Annotated in this window: 23 protein-coding genes; 11 read left to right on the top strand and 12 right to left on the bottom strand. The window is 35.5% G+C overall.

Going from position 1 to position 25,337, the window contains the following annotated elements:
- Positions 1-34: 34 nt before the first annotated feature.
- Genes O0955_RS05690 through O0955_RS05675 form a run of 4 tightly spaced genes read left to right on the top strand, consistent with a single transcriptional unit; the run spans position 35 to position 4,748 of the window.
- Positions 35-832 (top strand): glycosyltransferase family 2 protein, encoded by a 798-nt coding sequence (locus O0955_RS05690; protein WP_269426557.1) that lies wholly within the window; start codon positions 35-37, stop codon positions 830-832.
- A gap of 47 nt (positions 833-879) precedes the next feature.
- On the top strand, positions 880-2,709 hold the full coding sequence (locus O0955_RS05685) for an ABC transporter ATP-binding protein (RefSeq protein ID WP_269426556.1): 1,830 nt from the start codon (positions 880-882) through the stop codon (positions 2,707-2,709).
- Between the two features lie 5 nt (positions 2,710-2,714).
- Complete coding sequence (locus tag O0955_RS05680; protein WP_269426555.1) at positions 2,715-3,809, top strand: glycosyltransferase WbsX family protein; 1,095 nt, start codon at positions 2,715-2,717, stop codon at positions 3,807-3,809.
- Between the two features lie 9 nt (positions 3,810-3,818).
- Positions 3,819-4,748 carry a glycosyltransferase family 2 protein gene (locus tag O0955_RS05675; RefSeq protein WP_269426554.1) on the top strand — a complete coding sequence of 310 codons (930 nt, stop codon included), beginning with the start codon at positions 3,819-3,821 and terminating at the stop codon, positions 4,746-4,748.
- On the opposite strand, the gene O0955_RS05670 is transcribed toward O0955_RS05675, so the two are convergent.
- Positions 4,729-5,631, bottom strand: coding sequence for a glycosyltransferase (locus tag O0955_RS05670; protein WP_269426553.1), 903 nt, complete (start codon positions 5,629-5,631; stop codon positions 4,729-4,731). The genes O0955_RS05675 and O0955_RS05670 overlap by 20 nt on opposite strands.
- Positions 5,632-5,706: 75 nt before the next feature.
- On the opposite strand from O0955_RS05670, the gene O0955_RS05665 reads away from it, so the two are divergent.
- From O0955_RS05665 to O0955_RS05655, 3 genes are read left to right on the top strand one after another with little or no spacing between them, the layout of a single operon-like run.
- A complete protein-coding gene (locus tag O0955_RS05665; RefSeq protein ID WP_269426552.1) occupies positions 5,707-6,609 on the top strand; it encodes a glycosyl transferase family 90 in 903 nt (300 codons plus the stop codon).
- 7 nt (positions 6,610-6,616) lie between these two features.
- Positions 6,617-7,726 carry a UDP-galactopyranose mutase gene (gene glf, locus O0955_RS05660; RefSeq protein WP_269426551.1) on the top strand — a complete coding sequence of 370 codons (1,110 nt, stop codon included), beginning with the start codon at positions 6,617-6,619 and terminating at the stop codon, positions 7,724-7,726.
- The gene (locus tag O0955_RS05655) at positions 7,726-8,535 is read left to right on the top strand and encodes a DUF4422 domain-containing protein (RefSeq protein WP_269426550.1); all 810 of its coding nucleotides are present in this window, start codon (positions 7,726-7,728) and stop codon (positions 8,533-8,535) included. Before glf ends, O0955_RS05655 begins: the two co-directional genes overlap by 1 nt.
- A gap of 1 nt (position 8,536) precedes the next feature.
- On the opposite strand, the gene O0955_RS05650 is transcribed toward O0955_RS05655, so the two are convergent.
- The 5 genes from O0955_RS05650 to O0955_RS05630 all read right to left on the bottom strand — a co-directional run bounded on the left by O0955_RS05650 (position 8,537) and on the right by O0955_RS05630 (position 15,216).
- Complete coding sequence (locus O0955_RS05650) at positions 8,537-9,625, bottom strand: acyltransferase family protein (protein ID WP_269426549.1); 1,089 nt, start codon at positions 9,623-9,625, stop codon at positions 8,537-8,539.
- 201 nt (positions 9,626-9,826) lie between these two features.
- Positions 9,827-12,889 carry a translation initiation factor IF-2 gene (infB, locus tag O0955_RS05645; protein ID WP_269426548.1) on the bottom strand — a complete coding sequence of 1,021 codons (3,063 nt, stop codon included), beginning with the start codon at positions 12,887-12,889 and terminating at the stop codon, positions 9,827-9,829.
- A 62-nt stretch (positions 12,890-12,951) separates the two neighbouring features.
- Positions 12,952-14,196: a transcription termination factor NusA gene (gene nusA / locus O0955_RS05640; protein WP_269426547.1), complete on the bottom strand. Its 1,245-nt coding sequence runs from the start codon at positions 14,194-14,196 to the stop codon at positions 12,952-12,954.
- A 2-nt stretch (positions 14,197-14,198) separates the two neighbouring features.
- The gene (gene rimP / locus O0955_RS05635) at positions 14,199-14,663 is read right to left on the bottom strand and encodes a ribosome assembly cofactor RimP (RefSeq protein WP_269426546.1); all 465 of its coding nucleotides are present in this window, start codon (positions 14,661-14,663) and stop codon (positions 14,199-14,201) included.
- A 121-nt stretch (positions 14,664-14,784) separates the two neighbouring features.
- Entirely contained in the window at positions 14,785-15,216 is a 432-nt protein-coding gene (locus tag O0955_RS05630; RefSeq protein ID WP_269426545.1) for a hypothetical protein, read from the bottom strand.
- Between the two features lie 18 nt (positions 15,217-15,234).
- Here O0955_RS05630 and O0955_RS05625 point away from each other — a divergent pair, with 18 nt between their 5' ends.
- Positions 15,235-15,579 carry a phage holin family protein gene (locus tag O0955_RS05625; RefSeq protein WP_269426544.1) on the top strand — a complete coding sequence of 115 codons (345 nt, stop codon included), beginning with the start codon at positions 15,235-15,237 and terminating at the stop codon, positions 15,577-15,579.
- A 67-nt stretch (positions 15,580-15,646) separates the two neighbouring features.
- Here the strand turns inward: O0955_RS05625 and O0955_RS05620 are convergent, their stop codons facing one another.
- The 4 genes from O0955_RS05620 to panC form a co-directional block, all read right to left on the bottom strand.
- The gene (locus tag O0955_RS05620) at positions 15,647-16,786 is read right to left on the bottom strand and encodes an acyl-CoA dehydrogenase (protein ID WP_269426543.1); all 1,140 of its coding nucleotides are present in this window, start codon (positions 16,784-16,786) and stop codon (positions 15,647-15,649) included.
- A 159-nt stretch (positions 16,787-16,945) separates the two neighbouring features.
- Complete coding sequence (locus tag O0955_RS05615; RefSeq protein ID WP_269426542.1) at positions 16,946-17,932, bottom strand: lysylphosphatidylglycerol synthase transmembrane domain-containing protein; 987 nt, start codon at positions 17,930-17,932, stop codon at positions 16,946-16,948.
- Between the two features lie 4 nt (positions 17,933-17,936).
- Positions 17,937-18,287 (bottom strand): aspartate 1-decarboxylase, encoded by a 351-nt coding sequence (gene panD, locus O0955_RS05610; RefSeq protein ID WP_199158410.1) that lies wholly within the window; start codon positions 18,285-18,287, stop codon positions 17,937-17,939.
- A 90-nt stretch (positions 18,288-18,377) separates the two neighbouring features.
- Positions 18,378-19,223 carry a pantoate--beta-alanine ligase gene (gene panC / locus O0955_RS05605; protein WP_269426541.1) on the bottom strand — a complete coding sequence of 282 codons (846 nt, stop codon included), beginning with the start codon at positions 19,221-19,223 and terminating at the stop codon, positions 18,378-18,380.
- A gap of 149 nt (positions 19,224-19,372) precedes the next feature.
- Between panC and O0955_RS05600 the strand changes: the two genes are divergently transcribed.
- From O0955_RS05600 to glmS, 3 genes are all read left to right on the top strand, one after another.
- Entirely contained in the window at positions 19,373-20,197 is an 825-nt protein-coding gene (locus O0955_RS05600; RefSeq protein WP_269426540.1) for a glycogen/starch synthase, read from the top strand.
- A 22-nt stretch (positions 20,198-20,219) separates the two neighbouring features.
- Positions 20,220-21,614, top strand: a complete 1,395-nt coding sequence (locus O0955_RS05595) for a DUF4270 domain-containing protein (RefSeq protein WP_269426539.1) — start codon at positions 20,220-20,222, stop codon at positions 21,612-21,614.
- A gap of 144 nt (positions 21,615-21,758) precedes the next feature.
- Positions 21,759-23,597 (top strand): glutamine--fructose-6-phosphate transaminase (isomerizing), encoded by a 1,839-nt coding sequence (gene glmS / locus O0955_RS05590; RefSeq protein WP_269426538.1) that lies wholly within the window; start codon positions 21,759-21,761, stop codon positions 23,595-23,597.
- A gap of 67 nt (positions 23,598-23,664) precedes the next feature.
- On the opposite strand, the gene O0955_RS05585 is transcribed toward glmS, so the two are convergent.
- Together O0955_RS05585 and mutY are read right to left on the bottom strand one after the other, a co-directional pair.
- The gene (locus tag O0955_RS05585) at positions 23,665-24,105 is read right to left on the bottom strand and encodes a single-stranded DNA-binding protein (protein ID WP_269426537.1); all 441 of its coding nucleotides are present in this window, start codon (positions 24,103-24,105) and stop codon (positions 23,665-23,667) included.
- Between the two features lie 51 nt (positions 24,106-24,156).
- Positions 24,157-25,221: an A/G-specific adenine glycosylase gene (mutY, locus tag O0955_RS05580; protein WP_269426536.1), complete on the bottom strand. Its 1,065-nt coding sequence runs from the start codon at positions 25,219-25,221 to the stop codon at positions 24,157-24,159.
- Between the last annotated feature and the right edge of the window lie 116 nt (positions 25,222-25,337).

The following is a 25,337-nucleotide window of genomic DNA, read 5'->3' as shown; positions in this document are numbered from 1 at the left end:
CTTTAACAGAAGCTTACCTAAAATTTAGAATTGAATGCGGAAGGAATTACCATCAGTTGCTTTATTAATTTCGACATATAACTGGCCTGAAGCTTTAGAGTTGGTATTGTTAAGCATTGTTAAGCAAACAAGAATGCCTGACGAGATTGTAATTGCAGATGATGGCTCAAAAGAAAATACCAAAGCGCTAATTGAACGGTTTAAATCAGAGTTTAACCTGCCAATTAAACACGTTTGGCATGAAGACAAAGGTTTTAGAAAAAGCTTAATATTAAACCTGGCCGTTAAACAAATTACCTCCTCTTATATTATAGAGATTGATGGTGATATTATTGTTCATCCAAAATTTGTTGCCGATCATTTAAAAGGCGCACAAGCCGGATATTTTGTTCAGGGAAGCCGGGCGATGATTACTGAAGAAAAGGCAAATGAGATTTTAAAAACAAAGGACATTAATTTTTCTGTTTTCACATCAGGATTATACAGCAGATTTAATGCCCTTAGAATTCCGGTTTTAACCAAGATTTTCCTTTTAGACCCTTCAAATCCATTCCACATTAAAGGTTGCAATTTAGCCTTCTGGAGAAAGGATTACATTAAGGTTAATGGATATTACAATGGCTTTGAAGGCTGGGGCGGTGAAGATTATGAATTTGCTGCCAGGTTATTACATTCAGGAATTAAAAGACGCCGCTTAAAAATGGCTGCACTTGCCTTTCATATTTTCCATAAAGAAAATTCACGTAGCAACACCGGACCTAACGATAAGATCTACAGAAGAACACTTTCTGAAAAATTAACCTTCTGTGACAACGGATACGATCAAGTATGAGGTTATAAATGTAATAAAACCATACTTTTACATTCTTAATTTTTTAGATGAAAACATATTTCAGACTTTTATCGTTTGCCAAGCCAATAGAAAAATTTGCAATCCCTTATGTTATTGCAACGCTTCTATCCATTTTGTTTGGAACCTTAAATCTCACGCTTTTAGTTCCACTCTTCGAAACTTTAATTTCTAAAGGTGGTGCAAGTATAACCAATGTAGCAGATAAGGCTACTTCCGCTTTTGATATTACAACACAATTTAAAGACTTTGTAAACAACTCTATCGTTAAAAATGGAAGAAGTCAAACTTTAAATTACGTTTGTGGTGTAATTGTATCGTCAGTATTATTATCTAATTTTTTCAGATACTTCTCTCAGCGTTACATGGAAGATTTAAGGGTTCATACTTTATTAAATCTTCGTAAAACGGTTTTTAATAATGTAATGAATTTACATGTTGGTTTTTTCAACAACGAACGCAAAGGCGACATTATTTCTAAAGTAGCATCCGATGTTCAAGTGGTACAATTTACGGTTACCAATACTTTGCAGGTTATATTCAAAGAGCCTTTAACCTTAATTTTTTACATATTAGTATTACTGTCTATTTCAGTAAAATTAACACTTTTCTCTTTATTGGTTATCCCTGTCTCTGCATTTATTATCAGCAAAATTGTTAAAAGAATAAAGCAACAAGCGAAAGAAGCACATGAATCTTTTGCAAAAATGATTGGTTTTTTGGATGAAGCTTTAAGTGGAATTAAGATTATTAAGGCATTTAATTCTACTGAAAGAATAAAGGATAAATTTCATAAAGAAAATATTTTCTATTCTAACCTCAACAGGAAGATGGTCAGAAGACAACAACTGGGCTCTCCCGTATCTGAGTTTTTGGGGGTTTTAATGGTTTCGATCATTGTTTGGTATGGAGGAAATTTAATTATCAGCAATCAGCCTGATGCCCTGTCAACAAGTCAGTTTATCGCCTATATTGCTATATTTTCGCAAGTTATGCGCCCTGCAAAAGCGCTAACCGATTCATTTAGTGGCATTCATTCGGGTATCGCCGCAGGTGAAAGAGTTTTAGATTTAATAGACACAAAACCTGCCTTAGTCAATAAAACAGCGGCAGAAAGCATTAACAGTTTTGAAAAAAGTATCAGTTTGTCTAATGTATCTTTTAGTTACGGAGATAAAGAAGTTCTGAAAAACATCAATTTCGAAATTGAAAAAGGAACAACGGTTGCTTTAGTAGGCCCTTCAGGAGGTGGAAAAAGTACTTTGATGGATTTAATTCCACGTTTTCATGATCCAAAATCGGGAAGCATTAAAATTGATGGGCAGGATTATAAAGACCTAACCGTAGAAAGCATCCGTTCTCAAATGGGAACCGTTAATCAGGAATCGTTTTTATTTAATGATTCCATATTCAATAATATCGCCTTTGGAAAACCAGATGCCAGTATTGAAGAAGTAATTGCTGCAGCAAAAATTGCCAATGCTCATGATTTTATCGAAAATACAGAAGATGGTTACCAAACTTTTGTAGGCGATAGAGGAAACAGGTTATCGGGCGGACAGAGACAACGGATATGTATTGCAAGAGCTGTATTGGCCAATCCCCCAATTATGCTTTTAGATGAAGCCACTTCTGCATTAGATACTGAATCTGAAAAACTAGTTCAGGATGCCCTAAACAACCTGATGAAGAACAGAACTTCGATTGTTATTGCACACCGTTTAAGTACCATACAACATGCCAATAAAATTGTGGTCATTGATAAGGGCGAAATCATTGAAACGGGTACGCATCAGGAACTCATTCAGAAAAAAGGAATCTACAATAAATTAATCGAATTACAAGCCTTTAATGACTAAGCTCAATGCCGTTAAAACCAATAGCCATATACCTTCCTCAGTACCATACAATTCCTGAAAACGATGAATGGTGGCAAAAAGGATTTACAGAATGGACGAATGTTAAAAAAGCAGAGTCTCAGTTTACTGGTCATTATCAGCCCCACATTCCTTTAAACAACAACTATTACGACTTAAGTTCTAATCAGGTAATGGAAGAGCAGGCAGCGCTTGCAAAATCGTTTGGGATTGAAGGATTCTGTTTTTATCATTATTGGTTTACCGGACATTTATTGCTTGAAAAACCTTTACATAACATGCTTGCCGAAAAAAAGCCAGATATGCCTTTTTGTATGTGCTGGGCAAATGAAAACTGGACCAGAACCTGGGACGGTCAGGATAAACAGGTTTTAATAGAACAACATTACTCTTTAGACGACGATAAAAAACACATAGAATATTTAATGCCGTTTTTTAAAGATGAACGGTACATCAAAATTGATAATAAACCGGTTTTTTTAATGTACAGAACGGAGTTACATCCAAACATTAAAGAAGCAGTTGCCTTATGGCGGGCAGAAGCTAAAAAGGCGGGTTTTGACGACCTTTATTTAATCCGGGTAGAGAATCATTTAAAAGAAATTAACCCTGCCGATCATGGTTTTGATGCCGGAATGGAGTTTGCACCTGACTCCGGGTATAAAGGCCGAAAAGTTGCAAAAAGCAATTTCATGAAATATCTGATCAATAAGATTTTGCACAATTCAGGAATTAAAAAATCTGTTCATCATCAAAATTTTATTTATTCTTATCAATCTATGGTTAATAGTTTGATTAACAAACCCAAAAGAGCTTATAAATATTTCCGTTGTGTTTTCCCCTCCTGGGATAATTCTGCCAGAAGAAAAATTCACGCCACCATGTATTTAGGTTCTAAACCATCAATTTTTCAACATTGGGTTAAAGAAATGGCAAACTTTACCCGCAAAAATTTCGAAGAAAAAGAGCAGTTATTATTTATCAATGCCTGGAATGAGTGGGGAGAAGGCTGTCATTTGGAGCCAGACGAAAAACATGGCACACAGTACTTAGAAGCTTTAAAAAAGGGTATTGAAGAATAAGTTAAAAGCATGAATAATCCTCTGGTTTCAATAGCAATCTGCACCTATAATGGAGAAAAACACCTTATAGAACAGCTGGAAAGTATTGTTAATCAAACTTATAAAAATCTACAAATTATTGCAGTCGATGATCTTTCTACAGATTCGACTATTGAAATTTTAAAATCGTATCAGAATAAATATCCCTTCTTTACTTATTACCAAAACTCAGGCAATCTTGGTTACGTCAAAAATTTTGAAACTGCGATTTCAAAATGTACCGGAGATTATATTGCATTATCCGATCAGGATGATATTTGGAATTTGGATAAAATAGAAAAGCAAATTAAAGGCATCGGTAGTCACGGGCTTATTTATCATGATTCATCCTTTATAGATGAGAATGGCAATTTGCTTTCCAGAAAGTTATCAGACGTGTATACACCTTATCACGGAAATAAACCCCATCCTTTTCTATTTTTTAATTGTGTTGCAGGGCATAGTATCCTGTTTAATAAGCGATTGGTAAAAGATATTCTTCCTTTTAATAAAGAATACTTTCACGATCGGTGGATTGCAAATATTGCTTCGGAAAGAGGTGGGATAAAATTAATTCCCGAATCATTGGTACAGTACAGACAACATCATTTATCCATAACCGATGCATTGGGAATGAAAGTGGAAGAAAATCAGCAAGATTTATTCTTTAGTAAAACGGCAATAACCTGGATCAAAATATGTAGTGAAAAGTCTGTTAAAAATCAAACTTATTTTAACAAAATATTAGCTTGCTTTAATGATCAGGGAATGATTATAAATAAATTCAAACTGTTTTTTTTATTGCTAAGTCATGTTTTTCTGATTTTTTATACAGTAAAAAAGTCAAAATTCAGCAAGTTAAATTATTTACGAAAGATTTGCTTTTCACCCAAACATTCTATTAAGCCTTCTTCTGATTAGACCCGGAATATTTAAAACCATAATAAAGATATTTTAAAAACGAGCCATTACTTAAATTCCCTTTTACCTTTTGAACTTTCAAAAATAATTTCAAATCTTTAAAAGAGTATCCCATAGACACCATCTTTTTCAAGATCCATTTATAACCGCTCTTTTCAATTAAATTACGTTCACCATCCGGTAACTCAATAACGGCAACTGGTAGAAAATTGGCCCATTTATCATGAAGTTTTAAGGTATCTTCAAACCAGGATTTACTATAACCACCTTCTGAAAAATGTTCCATTAAAATATTCAAAGAGACCATTACTTCGTAACCATTTTGAATAACATTTAAACAAAAATCGATATCATAACCATGAAAGCCTTTCAACAGATTTTGATCAAATGGATGTTTAATTGCAATTTCACGCTGCGAACAAAACCACATTCCATCAACACATACCGCTTGGGCAATGTCACTTTTTCCACCCTTTTCTAGATAATGAACGGATTCCTCCCCTTTATTTTTAAAGGACTGAATGTAATTACAATAGAGTAAATTGGTATGATGGCTTTCTGCAAACCAACCCGAAGGGGCTGCACTTTTATAAGCACTTCCGGCAATACCCAAAACACCAATTTTAGGATTCTTTTTAAAACAGTTTACTACTTCTAAGCCCCAATTTTGGGTTTTAATACTAATGTCTTCATGCATAAAACAAAGTAAATTATACTTTGCTGCTTTTGCTCCATCGTTATAAACTTCACACAGTCCAAGCTTATCTGTGCCTCCATTATTGAAACTAATTATTTCATATTCAACACCAATAGTTTCTTCTATATTATTTTTTACATCCTGGAGTCTTTTCTCATCAACAGAAGCAATTATAACTGATATCATAAGTGACAAAAATATACATTTAATCAGTTCAATTACGGAAAATGAGATACCTTTACAAAAATACCGGAGTTAAATATGGGGTTAACCTCTTTTGCATATAAAAAAATTGATAAAATTACTAAGGACCAAAAATTCCTATTAAAGCAACACAGGAATAAATTACCTCATGTTGAACTGATTAAAACAGGTGAATTTTTAAAAATTTCTTTCATAGGAAAAAGTCAATCGAGAGGTTTCTCCACAGCTAAACTTATTTCTGATTGCTTAAAAAATATAAAAACGGATAAAGATTTTTTATTTAGATTTTTCATCAACGACAAACCAAATGATGTGATTTCGAAAGAAGATTTTTATTATTGCCTTAACAGTGATCATAAAGATTATTTAATTCCAGATTTTGCTTTTGATAGCTGGCCTGAAGCAGGCATTACTTCCTTTGAAGAAATAACTAATCAAATGCTTTTAAAAGGTTTAGATCGTTGGAACGATAACAGGTTATTTTGGATAGGAAATAAAAAAACGAACGTCATTAGAGAAAGACTGATTCAAATAGGAGAAGATCATCCTGATAAATTTATCTTTCAGGATACATTTGTGGATAACTTTGTAATTCACAAAAAAGATGTTCCCTATACTACCTTACCTGATCATTGTAAATATAAATACCTTATTGATGTGGAAGGGAATAGTTACTCAGCAAGATTGAAATTTCTTTTTTACAGCCGGAGGGTTGTTTTCATCCAGGACCGGGAGTGGAAAGAATATTTTCATGATCAACTGGTTGCCTATAAACATTATATCCCGGTAAAAAACGATTTGAGTAATCTGGTTAGCCAGTATGAAATGATTGAATCGAAGCCGGATTTATATCAGGAAATCATTAATAATGCCTATAAATTTGCTATAGAAAAATTGACTTATCAATCAGCGATTAAATTTATGACAGCTAATATTATAAATAGAATTAATAATCTGTAAAAAGCGAATGAATATTAAAGAATATGATTATTTAATTGTTGGATCGGGCCTTTTTGGTGCGACATTCGCTCACGAGATGACCAAAGCTGGCAAAAAATGTCTAGTTATAGATAAAAGAGATCATGCTGGAGGAAATATTCATTGCAAAAAAATAGAAGATATTAATGTGCATTGGTATGGAGCCCATATCTTTCATACCAACGACAAATCGCTTTGGGATTATGTAAATCAATTTACAGAATTTAACAGATATACAAATTCGCCAATAGCCAACTATAAAGGAGAGCTTTATAACCTTCCCTTTAACATGAATACCTTTTATAAACTTTGGGGAACTAAAACACCTGAGGAAGCTAAAGAAAAAATCGCTAAGCAAATAGAACACCTTAAGATAACCGAGCCTAAGAATCTTGAAGAGCAAGCCTTAAAATTAGTGGGGCCGGATATATATGAAAAATTAATTAAGCATTATACCGAAAAACAATGGGGTAAAAGCGCTACAGAACTTCCAGCTTTTATTATTAAAAGATTACCGGTTAGATTTACTTATGACAATAATTACTTTAACGATAAATACCAGGGTATTCCAATTGGAGGGTATAACAAAATCGTGGAGGGGCTTTTAAAAGGCTGTGAAGTAAAATTGAATACAGATTTTTTCGCGGACAGGAATTACTGGAAGGGTATTGCAAATAAAATCGTTTTTACTGGTAAAATTGATCACTATTTTGATAATTGTTACGGTGAATTAGAGTATAGAAGTCTGAAATTTGAGGTTGAAATACATGATACCGAAAATTTTCAGGGAAATGCTGTAATGAATTTTACGGATGCTGAAACCCCATTTAATAGGGTGTACGAGCATAAACATTTTGAATTTGGTACACAGTCTAAAACAGTTATTACCAGAGAGTATCCCCTTAAAGACGTTAAAAATGCAGAGCCTTATTATCCCGTTAATGATGAAAGAAACATGGCCATTTTAAAACAATATCAATTATTGGCCGAGAAAGAAGAAAATGTAATTTTTGGAGGACGCTTGGCCGAATACAGATATTATGATATGCATCAGGTTATAGCCTCTGCACTAATAAAGAGTAAAACAGAATTAAAATAATGAGTCAGGATTTAACTATTTTTTCAGTATTTCACAAAGAATATCCCGTTCCGCAATGTGATTTCATAAAACCGATACAAGTTGGTCGAAAATCAAGTACTCTTGAGCTTGGTTTTACTTCTGATGATGAGGGAGATAATATAGCCGATAAAAATGACACGCACAGTGAACTTACTGCGTTATACTGGATCTGGAAAAATATGGATAAAATTGACAGCAATTGGATTGGCTTATGTCATTATCGCCGTTATTTCATTTTACCTGAGATACACATCAAAAAGAAATTACTACAAACTAAAACCGTTGTAGATTCAAGAGATGTTTACCCGAAAGAGTTAAATCATGGTACCCTTAATCAAGTTTGTTCAAATGAGTTAAAAACAGTATTAATTGAAGCTTTAAAAGAAGGAAATGTAATTATACCAATACCTTCATCTACGTCAATAGAATTGATATATAATGCTTCTATAAAAAACCACTACGTTTATTATCACATTAAAGAAGATTGGTACCTGATGCGCGATGCTGTTATTAAATTCTATCCGGATCTTAAAGATAAATTTGATACATTCTTTGATTCGGAAACGAAAATGCATAACTACAACATGTTTATTGCCGATAAAAATACATTCAGATCTTATTGTGAGTGGCTTTTCCCTATTATTTTTGAACTTGAAAAAAAGATAAAAATTAGTGAATATCCGTATCAAAAACGGGTTTTTGGCTTTTTATCTGAACGTCTGATCAATTTATATCTAAGTTATAATAATATCAAAACTAAAGCGCTTCCGGTTGTTTTCTTTACTTAGTTTAGCCGCCTACAATCCAGCCTTGCTTTGTTTTTAATATCATTCGTGTTAAAATAAAGCTTAATGAATAGACAATTAGAAAACGCATAATAGAATAAGAGATATTCCCTATTACAGTAAAAGTAGTTGTATTCCAATCGTTCCATTTAAAAATTTCGGGGAGGAGCCTGATAATTAAAACCTGATGTATAAGGTATATTCCAAATGTTGAAGTACGTGGTTTTAATCTCTTATCAATAAATTTTACGCTCCCCATTTTGAGTAATAAGACAAACATAGAAAGTGAATATAAAATATTAGATACACGAAGCGTATTATATTCATCTTTTGAACCATGATGCATTAAATACATAACTTCAGCACAGGAAAGCAAAAAGAAAAGAATGTTAATAATCAAAACCCATGACCACTTAACTTTATAGATTATGTGCATAACCCGATCATAATATCTGTTTAAGTAAACACCCAGCCAAAGGAAAAAGACAAATCCAAATAATGCCGCCGAATGATGTGTTACAAACCATTCATGATATAAATTTAAACTGTAGATTAAAGATACTATAGCCCAAAATAACCCAAACCAAAGCTTATAGATATATTTTTTAAAGACAAGCAGTATACTAATGCAAATTAAAAAGTTAAGGATAAACCAAAAACTGCTTTCAAATAAAATATACCTGAACTCTTCTATAAAATATGCAGAAATATTTCCTCCAAAAAGATCTTTTCCACCTTTCAAATAAATAATTGCTCCATGAATCAGGTTTAAAATAACAAGTACTGCAATCCAAAATAACCAGGGTTTTATGGTATTACGAAATCTTCTCTTTAAATATTGAATTGGGGTATACTCAGTAAACTTATAATTAATTAAGAAGCCTGCGATTAGAAAAAAAGCAATGGTTGCAAACTTCCAAAACTGCATGGTAGATATCTGTATCCAGGTGTCATTTTGGCTTGCATACTTTATGCCCCACATTGATGCAGAATGTTCAAATACAATTCCGATCATAGAAATGCATCTGATGGTGTCAACAAAATCAAAATTCTTTTTTAAGGGAGTCTCTTCTTTCTTTAATTCAATATCCATTAAATGTCTTGTATGATAGTCGGCAAAGATGTAGAAAAAAAGAGCCTCAATTCGAAATCGAGACTCTTTTAACATCTATGTACGAAAAATATTACACTTTCATCAGCATCCTAATCTGGTCAAATAGGTTTGAATATTTCAATTCCTATAAAAAAAGGGGCTTAATCTCTTAAGCCCCTTTTTCTGTAATATGTTTAATTGTTAAAGTTTTCTGGCTACTTCAACTTGTTCATAAGCTTCTACAATATCGCCAACTTCGATGTTGTTAAAGTTCTGGATGTTTAAACCACACTCATAACCTTTTAACACCTCTTTAACATCATCTTTAAAGCGTTTTAATGATGCTAATTCACCTGTGTACACTACAACACCATCACGTACGATACGGATTTTGCTGTTACGGGTAATTTTACCATCTAATACCATACAACCTGCAATGGTACCCACTTTAGTGATTTTGAAAGTCTCACGAATCTCTACGTTAGCCACAATTTTCTCTTCAAATTCCGGATCTAACATACCTTCCATTGCTGATTTAATCTCGTTGATTGCATCGTAGATGATAGAATATAAACGGATATCGATTTGCTCTTGCTCAGCTAATTTACGTGCACCTGTTGATGGACGAACCTGGAAACCAATGATGATCGCATCAGAAGCTGAAGCTAACAATACATCTGATTCAGAGATTTGACCAACACCTTTGCTGATTACATTGATTTGAATCTGTTCAGTTGAAAGTTTCAATAATGAATCTGATAATGCTTCAATCGAACCATCCACATCACCTTTAACGATGATGTTAAGTTCTTTAAAGTTACCAATCGCTAAACGACGGCCAATCTCATCTAAAGTAATGTGTTTTTGCGTACGTAAACCTTGTTCTCGTTGTAATTGCATACGTTTGTTTGCAATATCACGTGCTTCAGTTTCACTTTCTAAGGCATTAAATCGATCGCCAGCTGTAGGTGCGCCCTGCATACCCAAAACCTGTACGGGTTGTGATGGGCCTGCTGATTCTACTTTAGCACCACGCTCATTGGTTAACGCTTTTACACGTCCGCTGTAACTACCTGCTAAAATTGGATCTCCAACTTTTAAAGTACCGGCCTGAACCAATACTGTAGTTACAATACCACGACCTTTATCTAAAGCCGATTCAATTACAGTACCTGTCGCTCTCTTATTCGGATTTGCTTTCAGTTCTAATAATTCAGCTTCTAATAATACTTTATCTAAAAGTAAGTCAACATTTAAGCCGCTTTTACTTGAAATTTCCTGCGATTGATATTTACCACCCCAGTCTTCAACTAAAATATTCATTACGGATAACTGTTCACGTACCTTATCTGCATTTGCACCCGGTTTATCTACTTTGGTAAAAGCAAATACTAAAGGCACACCTGCTGCCTGTGCGTGGTTAATAGCCTCTTTTGTTTGAGGCATTACTGCATCATCTGCCGCAATAACAATAATTGCAATATCGGCTGCTTTAGCTCCACGTGCACGCATCGCGGTAAAGGCTTCGTGACCTGGTGTATCTAAGAAAGTAACTTTTTTACCTGTTGGTGTAGTTACCATGTAAGCACCAATGTGCTGGGTAATACCACCTGCCTCACCCGCAACCACATTTGCCTTACGGATATAATCCAGCAATGATGTTTTACCGTGATCGACGTGACCCATGATGGTCACAACTGGTGCTCTTTCAACTAAATCTGCTTCGTCATCTTCTTCTTCAATAACATTTTCTTCATCTTCATCTGGTTTAACGAATTGGATTTCGTAACCAAACTCATCTGCAACAATGGTTAAAGTTTCTGCATCTAAACGCTGGTTAATGGAAACAAACATTCCAAGACTCATACAGGTACCAATAATTTTGGTAACCGGAACATCCATCATGCTCGCCAATTCATTAGCCGTAACAAATTCTGTTACTTTTAATATTTTCGATTGCGATTCTAATTCGTTTGCTGCTTCTTCTGCTGATGAAGCTACATCATCACGTTTTTGACGACGCAATTTAGCACGTTGTGCAAATTTACCAGATTTACCTGCGCCACTTAAACGGGCAAGTGTTGCTTTAATCTGATCTTGTATTTCTTTTTCAGTAGGCTCTTCTTTAGGTCCGCTAGGTGTAGCATTTCTATTTTGGAAACCTGGTCTGTTATTATTTCTATTTCCCTGATAAGGTGTACCACCTCCACCAGCTGGTCTGTTACCCTGGTATGGAGTACCGCCGCCACCTGCTGGTCTGTTGCCCTGGTATGGTTGACGAGGTTGCCCTGGTGCGCCACCCTGACCCTGACCTGCAGGATTTTGACCTGGCTGACCCTGACCACCGCCATGCTGACCTGGTGCTCCCGGAGTTTTTTTACGCTTACGTTTACGTTTAGCCGCTTCACTATCACTAGATGAGGCCACAGGACCGTTTCTCCTGTCTGGTGTTGTTGGTAAAACAATTTTACCAATAATATTCGGACCTGTTAATTTAACGGTACGTGCTTTTATAACTTCAGGCTCAGTACTGGCCGGTTTAGTCTCTTCTGCTTTAACTTCTGTTTTTGGTTGTTCAACAGGTTTTGCAGGTTCAACAGGTTTAGCCACCGGAGCTGGTGCTGCAGGCGCTTCTTCCTTTTTAACCTCAACTGGCTTAGCTTCAGCTTTTGGCTGTTCAACAGGTTTTACAGGTTCTTCAGCTTTAACTACCGGAGCTGGTGTTGCAGCTGCAACGGGAGTTTCTTCTTTTTTAACAGGACGTGTTTTTGAATTAAGATCATTTAAATCGATCTTTCCTACAACTTTAACCCCAGGCAAGCCACTTTCTTCTGCTTTATCTTCAGTTTTATTCTCTTTAACCGGTTCTGGTTTTGCTACAGGTGGATTAACCGGTGCTGTTTCAACTTTTGGCTGCTCAGTTTTTGGTTTTTCTACCGGAGGAGTAAAAGATTGAGCATTTTTTATTAAAATCTCGTCACTTTTCTCAAAATCGGCATTTTTCTTCGGCGCTTCGGCTGGTTTTTCAGTTTCAGGCTCGTCACGACGTATTTTACCAATCACTATTTGTTTGGCTTCTTCTCTTACGATCTTATCTCCCTGATACTCTTTTAATAAGGCATTATACATGTCTCCCGTAAGTTTAAACATAGGGCTTTTCTCAGCTGAGAAGCCTTTTTTGTTTAAAAACTCTACGGCCGTACCCATGCCTATATTAAGTTCTTTAATAGCTTTAATTAAAATGATTGGTTTGTCGTCTGACATTTATCTCCTGTTATTTTTTTCTTATTAATACAAAAGTAGTGTTTATTTGGCAATTACACCACTTATTCAAATTCTGATTGCAAAATCTGAACCACTTCTTTAATGGTTTCTTCTTCAAGGTCGGTGCGTTTTACCAAATCTTCTACTGAAAGCGCTAAAACACTTTTAGCAGTATCGCAACCGATAGCCTTTAATTCATCGATGATCCAGCTATCAATCTCATCTGAGAATTCTTCTAAATCAACATCTTCATCACTTTCTTCACCAGCCTCACGATAAACATCAATTTCATAACCGGTTAATTTACCAGCCAGTTTGATATTGTGTCCGCCACGACCAATTGCCAATGAAACCTGATCTGGCTTTAAGTAAACCGAAGCATGTTTAGTTTCATCATCTAATTTGATTGAAGTGATTTTTGCCGGGCTTAAAGCACGGGTAATGTATAATGAAAGATTGTTTGTGAAATTAATCACATCAATATTTTCGTTTTTCAACTCGCGAACGATACCGTGGATACGTGAGCCTTTCATACCCACACATGCGCCTACCGGATCGATACGGTCATCATAAGATTCTACAGCTACTTTAGCACGTTCTCCAGGTTCGCGAACGATTTTCTTAACAGTAATTAAACCGTCAAAAATTTCAGGAACCTCAAGTTCGAACAAGCGTTGTAAAAACTCAGGTGCAGTTCTGGAAATGATGATTTTTGGATTGGCGTTAATCATTTCTACTTTAGAGATTACTGCTCTCACAGAATCGCCTTTTTTGAAATAATCTGCAGGAATTTGTTCTGTTTTAGGCATTAAAAGCTCATTGCCTTCATCATCTAAAACCAAAGTTTCTTTTTTCCAAACCTGATAAACTTCTCCGGTAATGATTTCGCCAACACGATCTTTATATTTTTTGAAGATCTCATCCTTCTCTAATTCCAATACTTTGGAAACTAAAGTCTGGCGTGCAGCTAAAATCGCTCTGCGGCCGAAGCTTTCTAAAGTGATTTGCTCGATATAATCATCACCAACCTCTAAAGTAGGGTCTAATTTATGTACATCAGCAAGTTCAATTTCCAGATCATCATCTTCAGAGAAACCATCTTCCATCACTTTTCTCGTTCTCCAGATCTCCAAATCTCCATTATCCGGGTTCACAATTACATCACAGTTTTCGTCTGTTCCATATTTTTTACGCAACATGCTACGAAAAACCTCTTCCAACACACTGATCACCGTTGGGCGATCTATATTTTTAAAATCTTTAAACTCCTGAAAAGAGTCAATCAAATTAATTGTTGTAGTACTCATTTTTATTTAAATGAAATTAACACACTTGTTTCTATTATATCATTAAAGGGTACAGTTACCTGAACTGACACCGCTTTTTTCCCTTTTTCTTTTACCGCTTCTTCAATTAACAGATTATCTTCTGTAACTTCTAAAAGTTTACCTTCTTTTTTCTGCCCTTCCTTAAGCTTAACGCTAATGGTTCGGCCGATATTTTTATTGTACTGGCGAATTAATTTTAAAGGCTCGCCAACACCAGGAGATGAAACTTCTAAATTATAAGCTTGTTCAATGGTGTTTTCCTCTTCCAGATGAAAACCAACATGTCTGCTTATTGCAACACAATCCTGTATGCTTATGCCTTCATCACCATCAACATGAATAATCAATTTGTTATTTGGCAACATCTTTACTTCAACCAGAAAAAGCTCCGGCCGATCTGCAATTTTCTCTTCAACGAGTGCTATTACTCTCTTTTCTACCTGCATATTTTAACCTGATTTCATAGAAAAAGGGGACACTGTCCCCTTCTCTTTTCTTCGATTACGATGCAAATGTAGTAATTTTTTGTAAACAATCAAACTAAGAGACAGTAAATTACACTAATATTTATCGCTTAAGAATAACCTGTTGCGGCTCTAGTTTGTATTTAAGCGTTCCTTTTAAAAGTTTTTCTTTATTTCCAAATTGTGCTTCTATATAGCTTTCGACCAGATAATTTTTACCTTTTAAAAAGGGGGTGTGCGGCTTAAAAACCAATGAATCACCAATTAAAGTCAGTTTACCATCCAGTTCCTGTTCAGTTTGCAAGCTATCTTCATCTCCGGGAGATAATAAAACGCTAATCAAATGACTGGAAATGGAATCACTAAAAACAACCTTTTTAACTTGTAAAAGGCTTACTTCATCAATATTTTTAATTACAATTGAAGAACTATCTATCGAAAATTTAATAATTGGCTTATTGTTTGCATTGGAACAAGAGAACGCAATGATCGTGATTAAAGAAACAACCGAATATTTTAAAAAGCGTTTATTCATTTTACTAAATTAAACAATATGAAATTAATTATCGAAGTCCTTTTAATGGGCCTGGCCGTTTTTATTGGCGCAAAACTAGTTCCTGGAGTAACTATTGATGGTTATGTAAATGCAATTATTGCGGCGGTTTTAATTGCTTTAGCAAATGCAACTATTGGTTTTATTTTAAGGGTTTTAACCTTTCCTGTTAACTTTTTAACACTGGGTTTAGTCTCCTTTATTATTTCCGTATTAATGATTTTATTGGTCAGCAACATGATGGCCTCATTCCAGGTTAATGGATTTTTACCCGCTGTGTTTTTAGCAATTGTAGTAGCTTTGGTTAAAGCTGTTTTTGGTGCAATTGCAGGTGATAAGGAATAAGTAACGGGTCTGGAGTCAGTTGTCTTAAGGCTTTAAGAGCTAAGAATACTGATTCCAGACTAAATGACTATCGTATTACTTCTCTCGAAATAACCATTTTTTGTATTTCAGATGTTCCTTCGTAAATCTGGGTAATTTTTGCATCTCTCATCAATCTTTCTACATGGTATTCTTTTACGAAACCGTAACCGCCATGTACCTGAACGGCCTCAACCGTAACATCCATAGCTACTTTTGAAGCAAATAATTTAGCCATAGAACCTGCCTGAGTATAAGGTAAACCATTATTTTTTAGCCAGGCTGCCTTATAAACCAATAATCTGGCGGCTTCAATCTGTGTAGCCATATCTGCCAGTTTAAAGGCGATAGCCTGATGTTCCGAAATTGGTTTTCCAAAAGACTTGCGTTCTTTAGCATATTGGGTAGCCAGCTCAAAAGCGCCTTGAGCAATGCCTAAAGCCTGTGCTGCGATACCAATACGTCCACCTTCCAGCGTTTTCATAGCAAATTTAAAACCGAAGCCATCTTCGCCAATTCTGTTTTCTTTTGGCACTTTAACATCATTAAACATTAAAGAATGCGTATCGGAACCACGAATACCTAATTTATTTTCTTTTGGTCCAATGGTAAAACCTTCGGCTCCTTTTTCTACAATGAAAGCATTAATGCCTTTGTGTTTTAATTCAGGATGCGTTTGAGCAATTACAAGATAAGTAGAGGCTGTGCTTCCATTAGTAATCCAGTTTTTGGTACCATTAAGTAAGTAATAATCGCCCTTATCTTCAGCTGTTGTGCGTTGTGATGTTGCATCAGAACCTGCTTCGGGCTCAGACAGACAGAACGCCCCAATTTTTTCGCCTGATGCGAGCGGTTTTAAATATTTTTCCTTTTGAGCTTCACTTCCATAAGCTTCCAGCCCATAACACACTAAAGAGTTATTAACAGAAACAACTACAGAAGCGGACGCATCGATTTTGGATAGTTCTTCCATAACCAGTACATACGAAATGGCATCGAGTCCGCTTCCATTATATTTCGGATCGACCATCATACCTAAAAAACCAAGTTCTCCGAGTTTTTTTACTTGCTCAGCCGGAAATTTCTGATGCTCATCTCTTTCAATAACGCCTGGTTTCAATTCTTGCTGCGCAAAATCTCTGGCAGCTTGCTGAATCATTATTTGTTCTTCAGTTAATTCAAAATGCATAACATTTTATGGATAAAGGGTTAGTTTTCAAATGTAAGAGTTCTACATCAAAAATACTATGGTTGCATAGCATTTATTTCATACTCTTTCATTTGAAGAATCTATATAAACTTACAATTTTTAAAATACTGCTGTTTATGAACTGAAGCTTAATTAATTTTAAAAATTATTTTTTTGTTTTTTTAGTAATACAGTGGCAAGACTTAAACTACCCAAAACTAATATCAGTAGAACCTGTGAGGAGTGAATGATGGTTGCATAAGCCAGTCCATCTTTAAAATTAATGGCATATAAAGCCAGTGCCTGTGCAACCATCCAATGAAAAACCCCAATACCGCCCTGTACCGGGGCAACCATGGCAAAACCAGAAAATACAACTGCAGTAAAAGCGGCATTTAACTCCAGTCCTGAAGTTTTTTGGATGGCAAAAAAAGCAAGGTACATGGATAGAAAATACAGAAACCAAATTAATAAGGTATAAGTGAGAAACAAACCTTTTTGTTTCAGTTTGCTGTAAGAGCCAAATCCTTGTCTGAGGCTTACAAATATTCTTAAGAATTTTTTGCTAAACTTTTGCCGGATAAAATAAAAACCTGCAATACATAAAACGAGCAATACAATTACAAGGGCAATAATCCATATATAATTTAAACTTTCAAGCTTTTTAATCAGGTTAAGGTATATGGTATTATAAAGAAAATCAGCAACAATATGATATTGAAAGATGAGCATTAAAAGCCCGGTAATAAAAAGTACCAGTACATCAAAAAGTCTTTCGGTTATTACCGTACCAATTGAAGCAAACATGGGTACTTTTTCCGTTTTATTAATTACAGAGCAACGACCTATTTCTCCAAAACGGGGCAAAGCCAGATTAGCCAGATAGCCAATAATTACGGCGTGATAAGCATTCCAGAAATTTACTTTATATTGAATAGATTGATAGAGCATTTGCCAGCGCAAGGCCCTTAATACGTGGGCAAGCCAAACCGCAAAAGCAGAAACGGCAATCCAAAAGAAATTGGCTGTTTTAATTTCCAGCCAAATCTTATGTAGATCTTGTCCCTTAAATGCTAAATATAAAACCCCGATTCCTATTAAAAACAGGATTAGGTATTTAATAGCAGATTTAAGGTCGATTGTCAAAATGTTATTTCAACAAGTGGTTGTTATCGTCAGGAAAAACCAGGATCGGGTTATATTTTTTAGCTTCTTCTACAGGTAAAGAGCCATAAGACATAATTATTAATATATCGCCTAGCTGTGCTAAACGGGCCGTAGCGCCATTTAAACAAATGGTTCCGGTTCCACGTTCGCCTTTTATAACGTAAGTTTCAAAGCGTGCGCCGTTATTGTTGTTAACAATTTGCACTTTTTCATTAGCAATAATGTTAGCAGCATCCATTAAATCTTCATCTATCGTAATACTGCCTACATAATTCAATTCGGCCTGTGTTACCCTAACACGGTGTATTTTCGATTTTAATATCGTGATAATCATTTGGCAAAGTTAGTAATCAGTTTGGAGTTTTCAGTCATCAGTTTGGAGTTTAGCTCAAGTCTCCAAATCTTATTATCTAACGCTCCCTATTTAAGCCTGTTTAATAATTGTATTATCTATCAGTCTGGTAGAACCTACTTTAGCCGCAACTAAAGCAACCAGATTGTTTTCATCTTTTGATTTTGCAGGTTCCAGCGTTTCACCGTTTGCTATGGTAAAGTAATCAAGTTCAACATCCGGTACACCGACATAAAATGCTTTGGCTTTAGCTTCCAGCTCTTTTAAAGAGTAATCATTAAAATGATCTTCAACAAATTTTAGAGATGCACTTAATACCAATGCATGAATCCGGTCATCTGCTGATAAATGTATGTTTCTGCTGCTCATGGCCAAACCATCATCTTCTCTAATAATAGGACAGGTAATAATTTTAATTGGCAGTTTAAAGTAAGCCAGCATATTTTTAATCATTAACACCTGCTGAAAATCCTTCTGTCCAAACATAGCTACATCAGGTTTAACGGCGTCAAATAATTTTTTAACGATCTGGGTTACGCCCTGATAATGCCCTTTTCTAAATTCACCTTCCAGTAAAAATTCTGCATTACCAAGATCTATATGCCAGGATTCTTGTTTTGGATACATTTCTGTAACATCAGGCATAAATACGGCATTGCATCCGGCTTCATTTAACATGGCTAAATCATGTTCGATAGGGCGGGGATATTTTTCCAGATCTTTAGGATCTGTAAATTGAGTTGGGTTAACAAAAATGCTGCATATAATAATATCTGCATTTTGCTGAGCTAGTTTTATTAATGAAATATGGCCATTATGTAAAGCACCCATGGTGGGTACAAGCGCAACTTTCTTTCCTAAATCTTTTAAAGGTTTAAGATAAGCACCAAGTTCTGCTTTGGTTTTAAATATCTCCAATTTTGACAGTCTAAATTAAAGGCGTAAAGGTGTAAATTAATCTAAACGAAACCAAACAAATGCTTGCTATATTGATAAATAGTATTATTATGCTTATCTTTGCAGCTCATTATCTTTTATTTAACTTAATATTTTCTTAAAATATGGAGATGGCAAAAACGAAGCTGCTGATTGTTACACACGAGATGTCGCCTTTCCTCGAGCTTACTAAAATTTCTGAAATCACCCGTCAATTACCACAAGCAATGCAGGATAAAGGGTTCGAAATCCGTATTCTGATGCCTAAGTTTGGTAATATTAACGAAAGAAGAAATCGTTTACACGAGGTAATCCGTTTATCAGGAATGAACATCATTATTGATGACAACGATAATCCTTTAATTATTAAAGTAGCCTCCATCCCAGCTGCACGAATGCAAGTTTATTTTCTGGATAACGAAGAATATTTTCAACGTAAGCAAGTATTCAGAGATGCCAGCGGAAAATTTTTCGATGACAATGATGAACGTACCATTTTCTTTTGCAAAGGTGCTTTAGAAACGGTTAAAAAATTAGGTTGGGCTCCGGATATCGTTCACTGTCATGGCTGGATGAGTTCTTTAGTTCCTGCTTACATTAAAACAACTTATAAAAACGACCCTACTTTTAAAAATTCTAAAGTAGTATATTCTATTTACGAAGATTGTTTTACTGAGACATTAAATGCTAATTTTTCTAAAAAAGCAGTAATGGCTAATATGACTGAGGCCGATACTAAAGCTTTCGAAGCTTCAGATTGCAATAGCATGCATATTGGCGCCGTAACACACTCTGATGCAGTTGTTTTAGCAGACGAAAAACTTAATAAAGATGTGTTAAAATTTGTTAAAGATTCTAATAAGCCAACTCTAGCTTATAACTTAACCGAAAATTTTGAAAACTTCTATAATTTTTATGAGGAAATTTCAAATGACGAGTTGGTTTCAGTTGCATAATTAGATACTATTAATAATAAATATGAAATTTATAAAACAAGACTTATTAACCCTGTTGATAGGTCTTTTTCTTTTTGCATCTTGCAAAAACCCTGATGGCGTTGGTTTAGATGTTGATCCGAATACTGCAATTGTTGGTACACTGGTAGATAATCAGGAAATTGTATCTCAAACCGTTGCTGAGGCTGCTTTTAATACCGGTGGTTTAGTAAGACATCCGCTGGGAAGAATGACTGACCCTGTTTTTGGCATCACAGAATCTAGTCTTGCCATGACGATATATCCTAATCAACTTAGTCAGGATTTCGGAACTGCACCCGTATTGGATTCTGCAGTTTTAGTTTTACGCATAGATACTACTAACGTTAACACGAAGTTTTATGGAGATACGTCAAATTCTGTTTACAATATTGCAATTCACCAGTTAACCAATAAAATTACTGATTATAAAAGTTCAACCACGCAAGCGCATAACAGTCAGCTTTTAGGAACTTTTAATGGCAAAATTTATCCTAACACACCAGTAAAAGTTTATAATGTTACAAGCAAAAAAACGGATACATTAAAAGCACAGATCAGAATTAAGTTAGACAAACAGTTTTTTCAAAATAATATTGTCAATCTAGCTGCAACGGCTATGTCAACGAATGCTAAATTTGTTGATTATTTTAAGGGCCTGTCTGCTACTGCAACCAATACTGGTACAGGAGGAATTGCTTTTATAAATTTTGCATCGGATAAATCGTATTTGCAATTGGTATATAGAAAAACAAATACCAGTAACGGTACTGACACGCTTAATATCAAATTTCCAATAAGCAATTCAACTGGTATAGCGGCCAATGTGAAACACGATTATACTGGTACACCTGTAGCTGCTCAATTAGCATCTGCTACTCCATCTACATTTACAACAACATATGTACAGGGTTTGGGAGGTGTGAAAACTAAAATTTCATTCCCGAATTTGGTAAACTTTAGTTCAACCTATGGTAAATCTATTATTAACAGAGCTGAACTTGTTGTAGATTTAAGTACAGGCACTTATGCTTATCCGTTTAACCCGGCACAACGACTGGCGTTATATCGCTGGGATATTGCACAACAACCGGTAAATGTCCCTGATCATGATCAATCAGGCTCAAACTATACAGGTGATTCACGGGCAGTAACCGATGGAACATTTGGTGGGTATTACGATTCACTTAAAAACAGATACGTATTTATCGTAACCAGCTACGTTCAGGATTTAATTGACAAAAAGAAAGAAGATTATGGAACTTTTCTTTCCGTAACTCCTTTAACCGAGTTTCAATTAACTCCAACAGGTACATCAGCCGAAAGAGCGATTATTGGAGCCAAAGGAAATGCAAACAATAAGGTTAAATTGAATATTTATTATACAAAAATAAACTAATACGAAATACCTCTGAAAAAGCCCCTGCTTATAAATTAAGCAGGGGCTTTTTTTTGTTCATCAAATCTTCATTAAAAAAATATTATCAAAATGCGTAATCAAACGTTTGTTTATTATATTTGACCCAATTTATTTATAAAAAACATGTGTGGAATTGTAGGTTATATAGGCTATAGAGAAGCCTGGCCAATTGTTTTAAAAGGGCTAAAAAGATTAGAATATCGCGGTTACGATAGCGCAGGTATTGCGTTAATGAATAATAGCGGGCAACATATTTATAAAAAGGCAGGTAAAGTTGCTGTGCTTGAAGAATTTGCTAAGGGTCAGGACATTACTGGCTCTATAGGCATGGGGCACACCAGATGGGCTACCCATGGGGTTCCTTCGGATCGCAATTCTCACCCTCATACTTCTAATGATGGAAAACTTTCTATTATACACAATGGTATTATAGAAAACTATGCCACACTTAAAGAAGAACTTTCAAACCGTGGGCATGAGTTTAAAAGTGATACCGATACCGAGGTATTGATCCATCTTATTGAAGAAATCCAGAAACTGGAGCAAATTGATCTTCTTGAAGCGGTTCGCCTGGCACTTAATGAAGTAATTGGTGCTTATGCCATTGTGATCATGGATAAAGAAAATCCTGACCGATTAATTGCAGCCAGAAAAGGAAGCCCAATGGTTATAGGTGTAGGAAATGGCGAATATTTCATTGCTTCTGATGCTACGCCAATTATCGAGTATACCAAAAATGTAATTTACTTAAATGACAACGAGATCGCTTTGATTACTAAAGATGATCTTTTGGTAAAAAGACTGGATAATGTGGTTCAAACTCCTCTAATTCAAGAGTTGGAGCTAAAATTAGAAATGCTTGAAAAAGGCGGATTTGAGCACTTCATGCTTAAAGAAATTTATGAACAACCCAGATCCATCAAAGATTGTATGCGTGGCCGTATTTATCCCGAAGAAGGCAAAGTACAGTTAGGCGGCATTAAAGAGTTTGCGGAGAAGCTTAAAAACATAGACCGTATTATTATTGTAGCTTGTGGTACTTCGTGGCATGCAGGTTTAGTTGGCGAATATCTGATCGAAGAATATGCACGCATCCCGGTGGAGGTTGAGTATGCTTCAGAATTCAGATACCGCAATCCAATTATTACCGAAAAAGATGTAGTGATTGCCATTTCTCAATCCGGAGAAACTGCCGATACCATGGCAGCTATTGAAATGGCTAAAGAAAAAGGCGCCACAATTTTCGGAATCTGTAATGTTGCAGGCGCATCCATTCCTCGTTTAACGCATGCAGGAGTTTATACCCATGCCGGTCCTGAGATTGGTGTAGCCTCAACAAAAGCATTTACAGCCCAGGTAACAGTTTTAACCTTAATGGCCTTTTATATGGCTCAGCAAAAAGGAACCATTACCACCTCAAAAATGATTGAGCTTTTAACCGAGCTGGATAATATTCCTGAGAAGATTCAAATGTCTTTAGAATCTAACGACCTGATTAAAGAAGTAGCTGCCCAGATCAAAGATTCTACCAACTGCTTATTCTTAGGCAGAGGCAGCGGTTTCCCTGTGGCATTAGAGGGCGCTTTAAAGCTTAAGGAGATCTCTTATATCCACGCCGAAGGTTATCCTGCCGCAGAGATGAAACACGGCCCAATCGCTTTAATTGATGAAGAAATGCCTGTTGTATTTATTGCAACCCAAAACTCTTCGTACGAAAAAGTAATCAGCAACATTCAGGAGGTAAAAGCAAGAAAAGGTAAGGTAATTGCCATTGTAACGCAGGGCGATACCGAAGTGAAGAAAATGGCAGATTACTGCATCGAAATTCCAGATGCTAATGAAGCATTTTTACCGTTGCTTGCAACCATTCCACTTCAGTTACTTTCTTATCATATTGCTGTAATGCGTGGCTGTAATGTAGATCAGCCCAGAAATTTGGCTAAGTCTGTAACCGTTGAATAGAAAAAATATAATTTCAAAAAAGAAAGCCCCGGTTTAAAACCAGGGCTTTCTTTTTTATATCTCTTATTTAAAAAGGTAAATCGCCATTTTCATCCGATGGATTTATGGCAAATTCATCATCTATTTTCGTTTCACTAATTGGCGGGAGTGCACTGGTTGAAGGGCTTTGTTCAAAATCACTCTTTCTGCCCAGCATGGTAAAGTTTTCGGCAACTATTTCGGTTACGTATTTCTTCACCTTCTCTTTATCTTCAAAAGAGCGGGTTCTTAACTTTCCTTCTATGTAAACCAGTTTACCCTTTTGCAAATATTTAGAAGCCACTTCTGCAAGGCCACGCCACAAAACAATATTATGCCATTCTGTTTGCTCTACCCTTTTCCCGTCTTTGTTATAGGTTTCTGAAGTAGCGAGCGGAAAACTTGCTACAGTTACGCCACCGTCTAAATGCCGCACTTCAGGATCTTTGCCTAAGTGCCCTACTAAAATAACTTTGTTAATCCCTGACATAAAATATTTTTGGTTAGTTTTTTATTTATCAATCACCACAACGTTAAACAGTTAGTTACGCTGTCTCATTTCCTCCTGATGTTCAACAAGAAAATCATGGATTACTTTTGGTTGCGGTAATTCATCTAGTTTATTTAAAGAAACCCAATTAAGTTCCTTTTGTTTACTAAAGTTAAATATATAATTTTTTAACTCAAAAAATTGTACTTGTATAATTTGGTGAGTTAAAATATGTTTTTTAGAACTTTTTAACTCATAACTCACCTCTTCACCAAACCATTCGTGGATTTTACATACGAAGTTATCATCATCTAGCGCAGGCAAATCCGGTGTTTCAATGCATGGGAAATCATACAAGTGCTGCCAAATGTCTCCGGCCTGACGCTCCCTCACCAAAATCTGATCATCTTTTGTGCAAACCAGATAATTAAAAAACCGGTTCTTCTTCTCCGCCTTACCAATTTTAACAGGTAACGCATTAACTTCTTTATGCTGATAGGCATAACAAGTTTGGATTAAAGAACAAACCGCACAATTTGGAGATTTGGGTTTACATTGTATGGCACCAAATTCCATAATAGATTGGTTATAAAGTGCCGGATCCGGGCGGTAAAGCAATTCGTTAGCCAGCGTAAAGAACTCTTTTTTACCAGCCGGAGAGTTAATAGCGGTACGAATACCAAAGTATCTGGCTAAAACTCTAAATACATTGCCATCAACAACCGCCCTGGCCTCTCCTGATGAAAAAGAGGATATTGCTGCTGCTGTATATTCGCCAATTCCTTTTAGTTTAATCAAATCATCATGCCGGGTTGGAAAAACGCCACCAAAATTATTCATTACAATTTGTGCAGTGGCATGCATATTTCTTCCTCTTGAATAATAACCTAATCCCTGCCAAAGTTTAAGTACTTTCGACTCATTTGCAGCTGCAAAATCAGCAACTGCAGGAAAATTTTCTAAAAACTTATTAAAGTAAGGGAGCCCCTGTTCAACCCTGGTTTGTTGCAATATTATTTCGGATAACCAGATCACATAAGCGTCCTGAGTGTGCCTCCAGGGCAAATCTCTTTTATTTATTTTGTACCAGTTAATCAGTTCATTTTGAAATATCATTGATACAAATTACGGTGTAATTATCCGTTTTTAAAAAAACTTGCATTCCGGTGATAAGAACTAAGAGAAAAAAATCATCTTTTATTTCCCTATCTCATTAAAAAGCAATACTTTTG

Source organism: Pedobacter punctiformis (assembly GCF_027213715.1).
GTDB classification, from domain to species: Bacteria; Bacteroidota; Bacteroidia; order Sphingobacteriales; family Sphingobacteriaceae; genus Pedobacter; species Pedobacter punctiformis.
Note: the sequence above shows the minus strand (reverse complement) of the source record. Positions and strands in the feature narration are given on the sequence as shown.

What these genes read in the sequence shown, in the direction of transcription:
- O0955_RS05690 (WP_269426557.1), top strand. Translation starts at nt 35, where the DNA reads ATGCGGAAGGAATTACCATCAGTTGCTTTATTAATTTCGACATATAAC.
- O0955_RS05685 (WP_269426556.1), top strand. Translation starts at nt 880, where the DNA reads ATGAAAACATATTTCAGACTTTTATCGTTTGCCAAGCCAATAGAAAAA.
- O0955_RS05680 (WP_269426555.1), top strand. Translation starts at nt 2,715, where the DNA reads ATGCCGTTAAAACCAATAGCCATATACCTTCCTCAGTACCATACAATT.
- O0955_RS05675 (WP_269426554.1), top strand. Translation starts at nt 3,819, where the DNA reads ATGAATAATCCTCTGGTTTCAATAGCAATCTGCACCTATAATGGAGAA.
- O0955_RS05670 (WP_269426553.1), bottom strand. Translation starts at nt 5,631, where the DNA reads ATGATATCAGTTATAATTGCTTCTGTTGATGAGAAAAGACTCCAGGAT.
- O0955_RS05665 (WP_269426552.1), top strand. Translation starts at nt 5,707, where the DNA reads ATGGGGTTAACCTCTTTTGCATATAAAAAAATTGATAAAATTACTAAG.
- glf (WP_269426551.1), top strand. Translation starts at nt 6,617, where the DNA reads ATGAATATTAAAGAATATGATTATTTAATTGTTGGATCGGGCCTTTTT.
- O0955_RS05655 (WP_269426550.1), top strand. Translation starts at nt 7,726, where the DNA reads ATGAGTCAGGATTTAACTATTTTTTCAGTATTTCACAAAGAATATCCC.
- O0955_RS05650 (WP_269426549.1), bottom strand. Translation starts at nt 9,625, where the DNA reads ATGGATATTGAATTAAAGAAAGAAGAGACTCCCTTAAAAAAGAATTTT.
- infB (WP_269426548.1), bottom strand. Translation starts at nt 12,889, where the DNA reads ATGTCAGACGACAAACCAATCATTTTAATTAAAGCTATTAAAGAACTT.
- nusA (WP_269426547.1), bottom strand. Translation starts at nt 14,196, where the DNA reads ATGAGTACTACAACAATTAATTTGATTGACTCTTTTCAGGAGTTTAAA.
- rimP (WP_269426546.1), bottom strand. Translation starts at nt 14,663, where the DNA reads ATGCAGGTAGAAAAGAGAGTAATAGCACTCGTTGAAGAGAAAATTGCA.
- O0955_RS05630 (WP_269426545.1), bottom strand. Translation starts at nt 15,216, where the DNA reads ATGAATAAACGCTTTTTAAAATATTCGGTTGTTTCTTTAATCACGATC.
- O0955_RS05625 (WP_269426544.1), top strand. Translation starts at nt 15,235, where the DNA reads ATGAAATTAATTATCGAAGTCCTTTTAATGGGCCTGGCCGTTTTTATT.
- O0955_RS05620 (WP_269426543.1), bottom strand. Translation starts at nt 16,786, where the DNA reads ATGCATTTTGAATTAACTGAAGAACAAATAATGATTCAGCAAGCTGCC.
- panD (WP_199158410.1), bottom strand. Translation starts at nt 18,287, where the DNA reads ATGATTATCACGATATTAAAATCGAAAATACACCGTGTTAGGGTAACA.
- O0955_RS05600 (WP_269426540.1), top strand. Translation starts at nt 19,373, where the DNA reads ATGGCAAAAACGAAGCTGCTGATTGTTACACACGAGATGTCGCCTTTC.
- O0955_RS05595 (WP_269426539.1), top strand. Translation starts at nt 20,220, where the DNA reads ATGAAATTTATAAAACAAGACTTATTAACCCTGTTGATAGGTCTTTTT.
- glmS (WP_269426538.1), top strand. Translation starts at nt 21,759, where the DNA reads ATGTGTGGAATTGTAGGTTATATAGGCTATAGAGAAGCCTGGCCAATT.
- O0955_RS05585 (WP_269426537.1), bottom strand. Translation starts at nt 24,105, where the DNA reads ATGTCAGGGATTAACAAAGTTATTTTAGTAGGGCACTTAGGCAAAGAT.
- mutY (WP_269426536.1), bottom strand. Translation starts at nt 25,221, where the DNA reads ATGATATTTCAAAATGAACTGATTAACTGGTACAAAATAAATAAAAGA.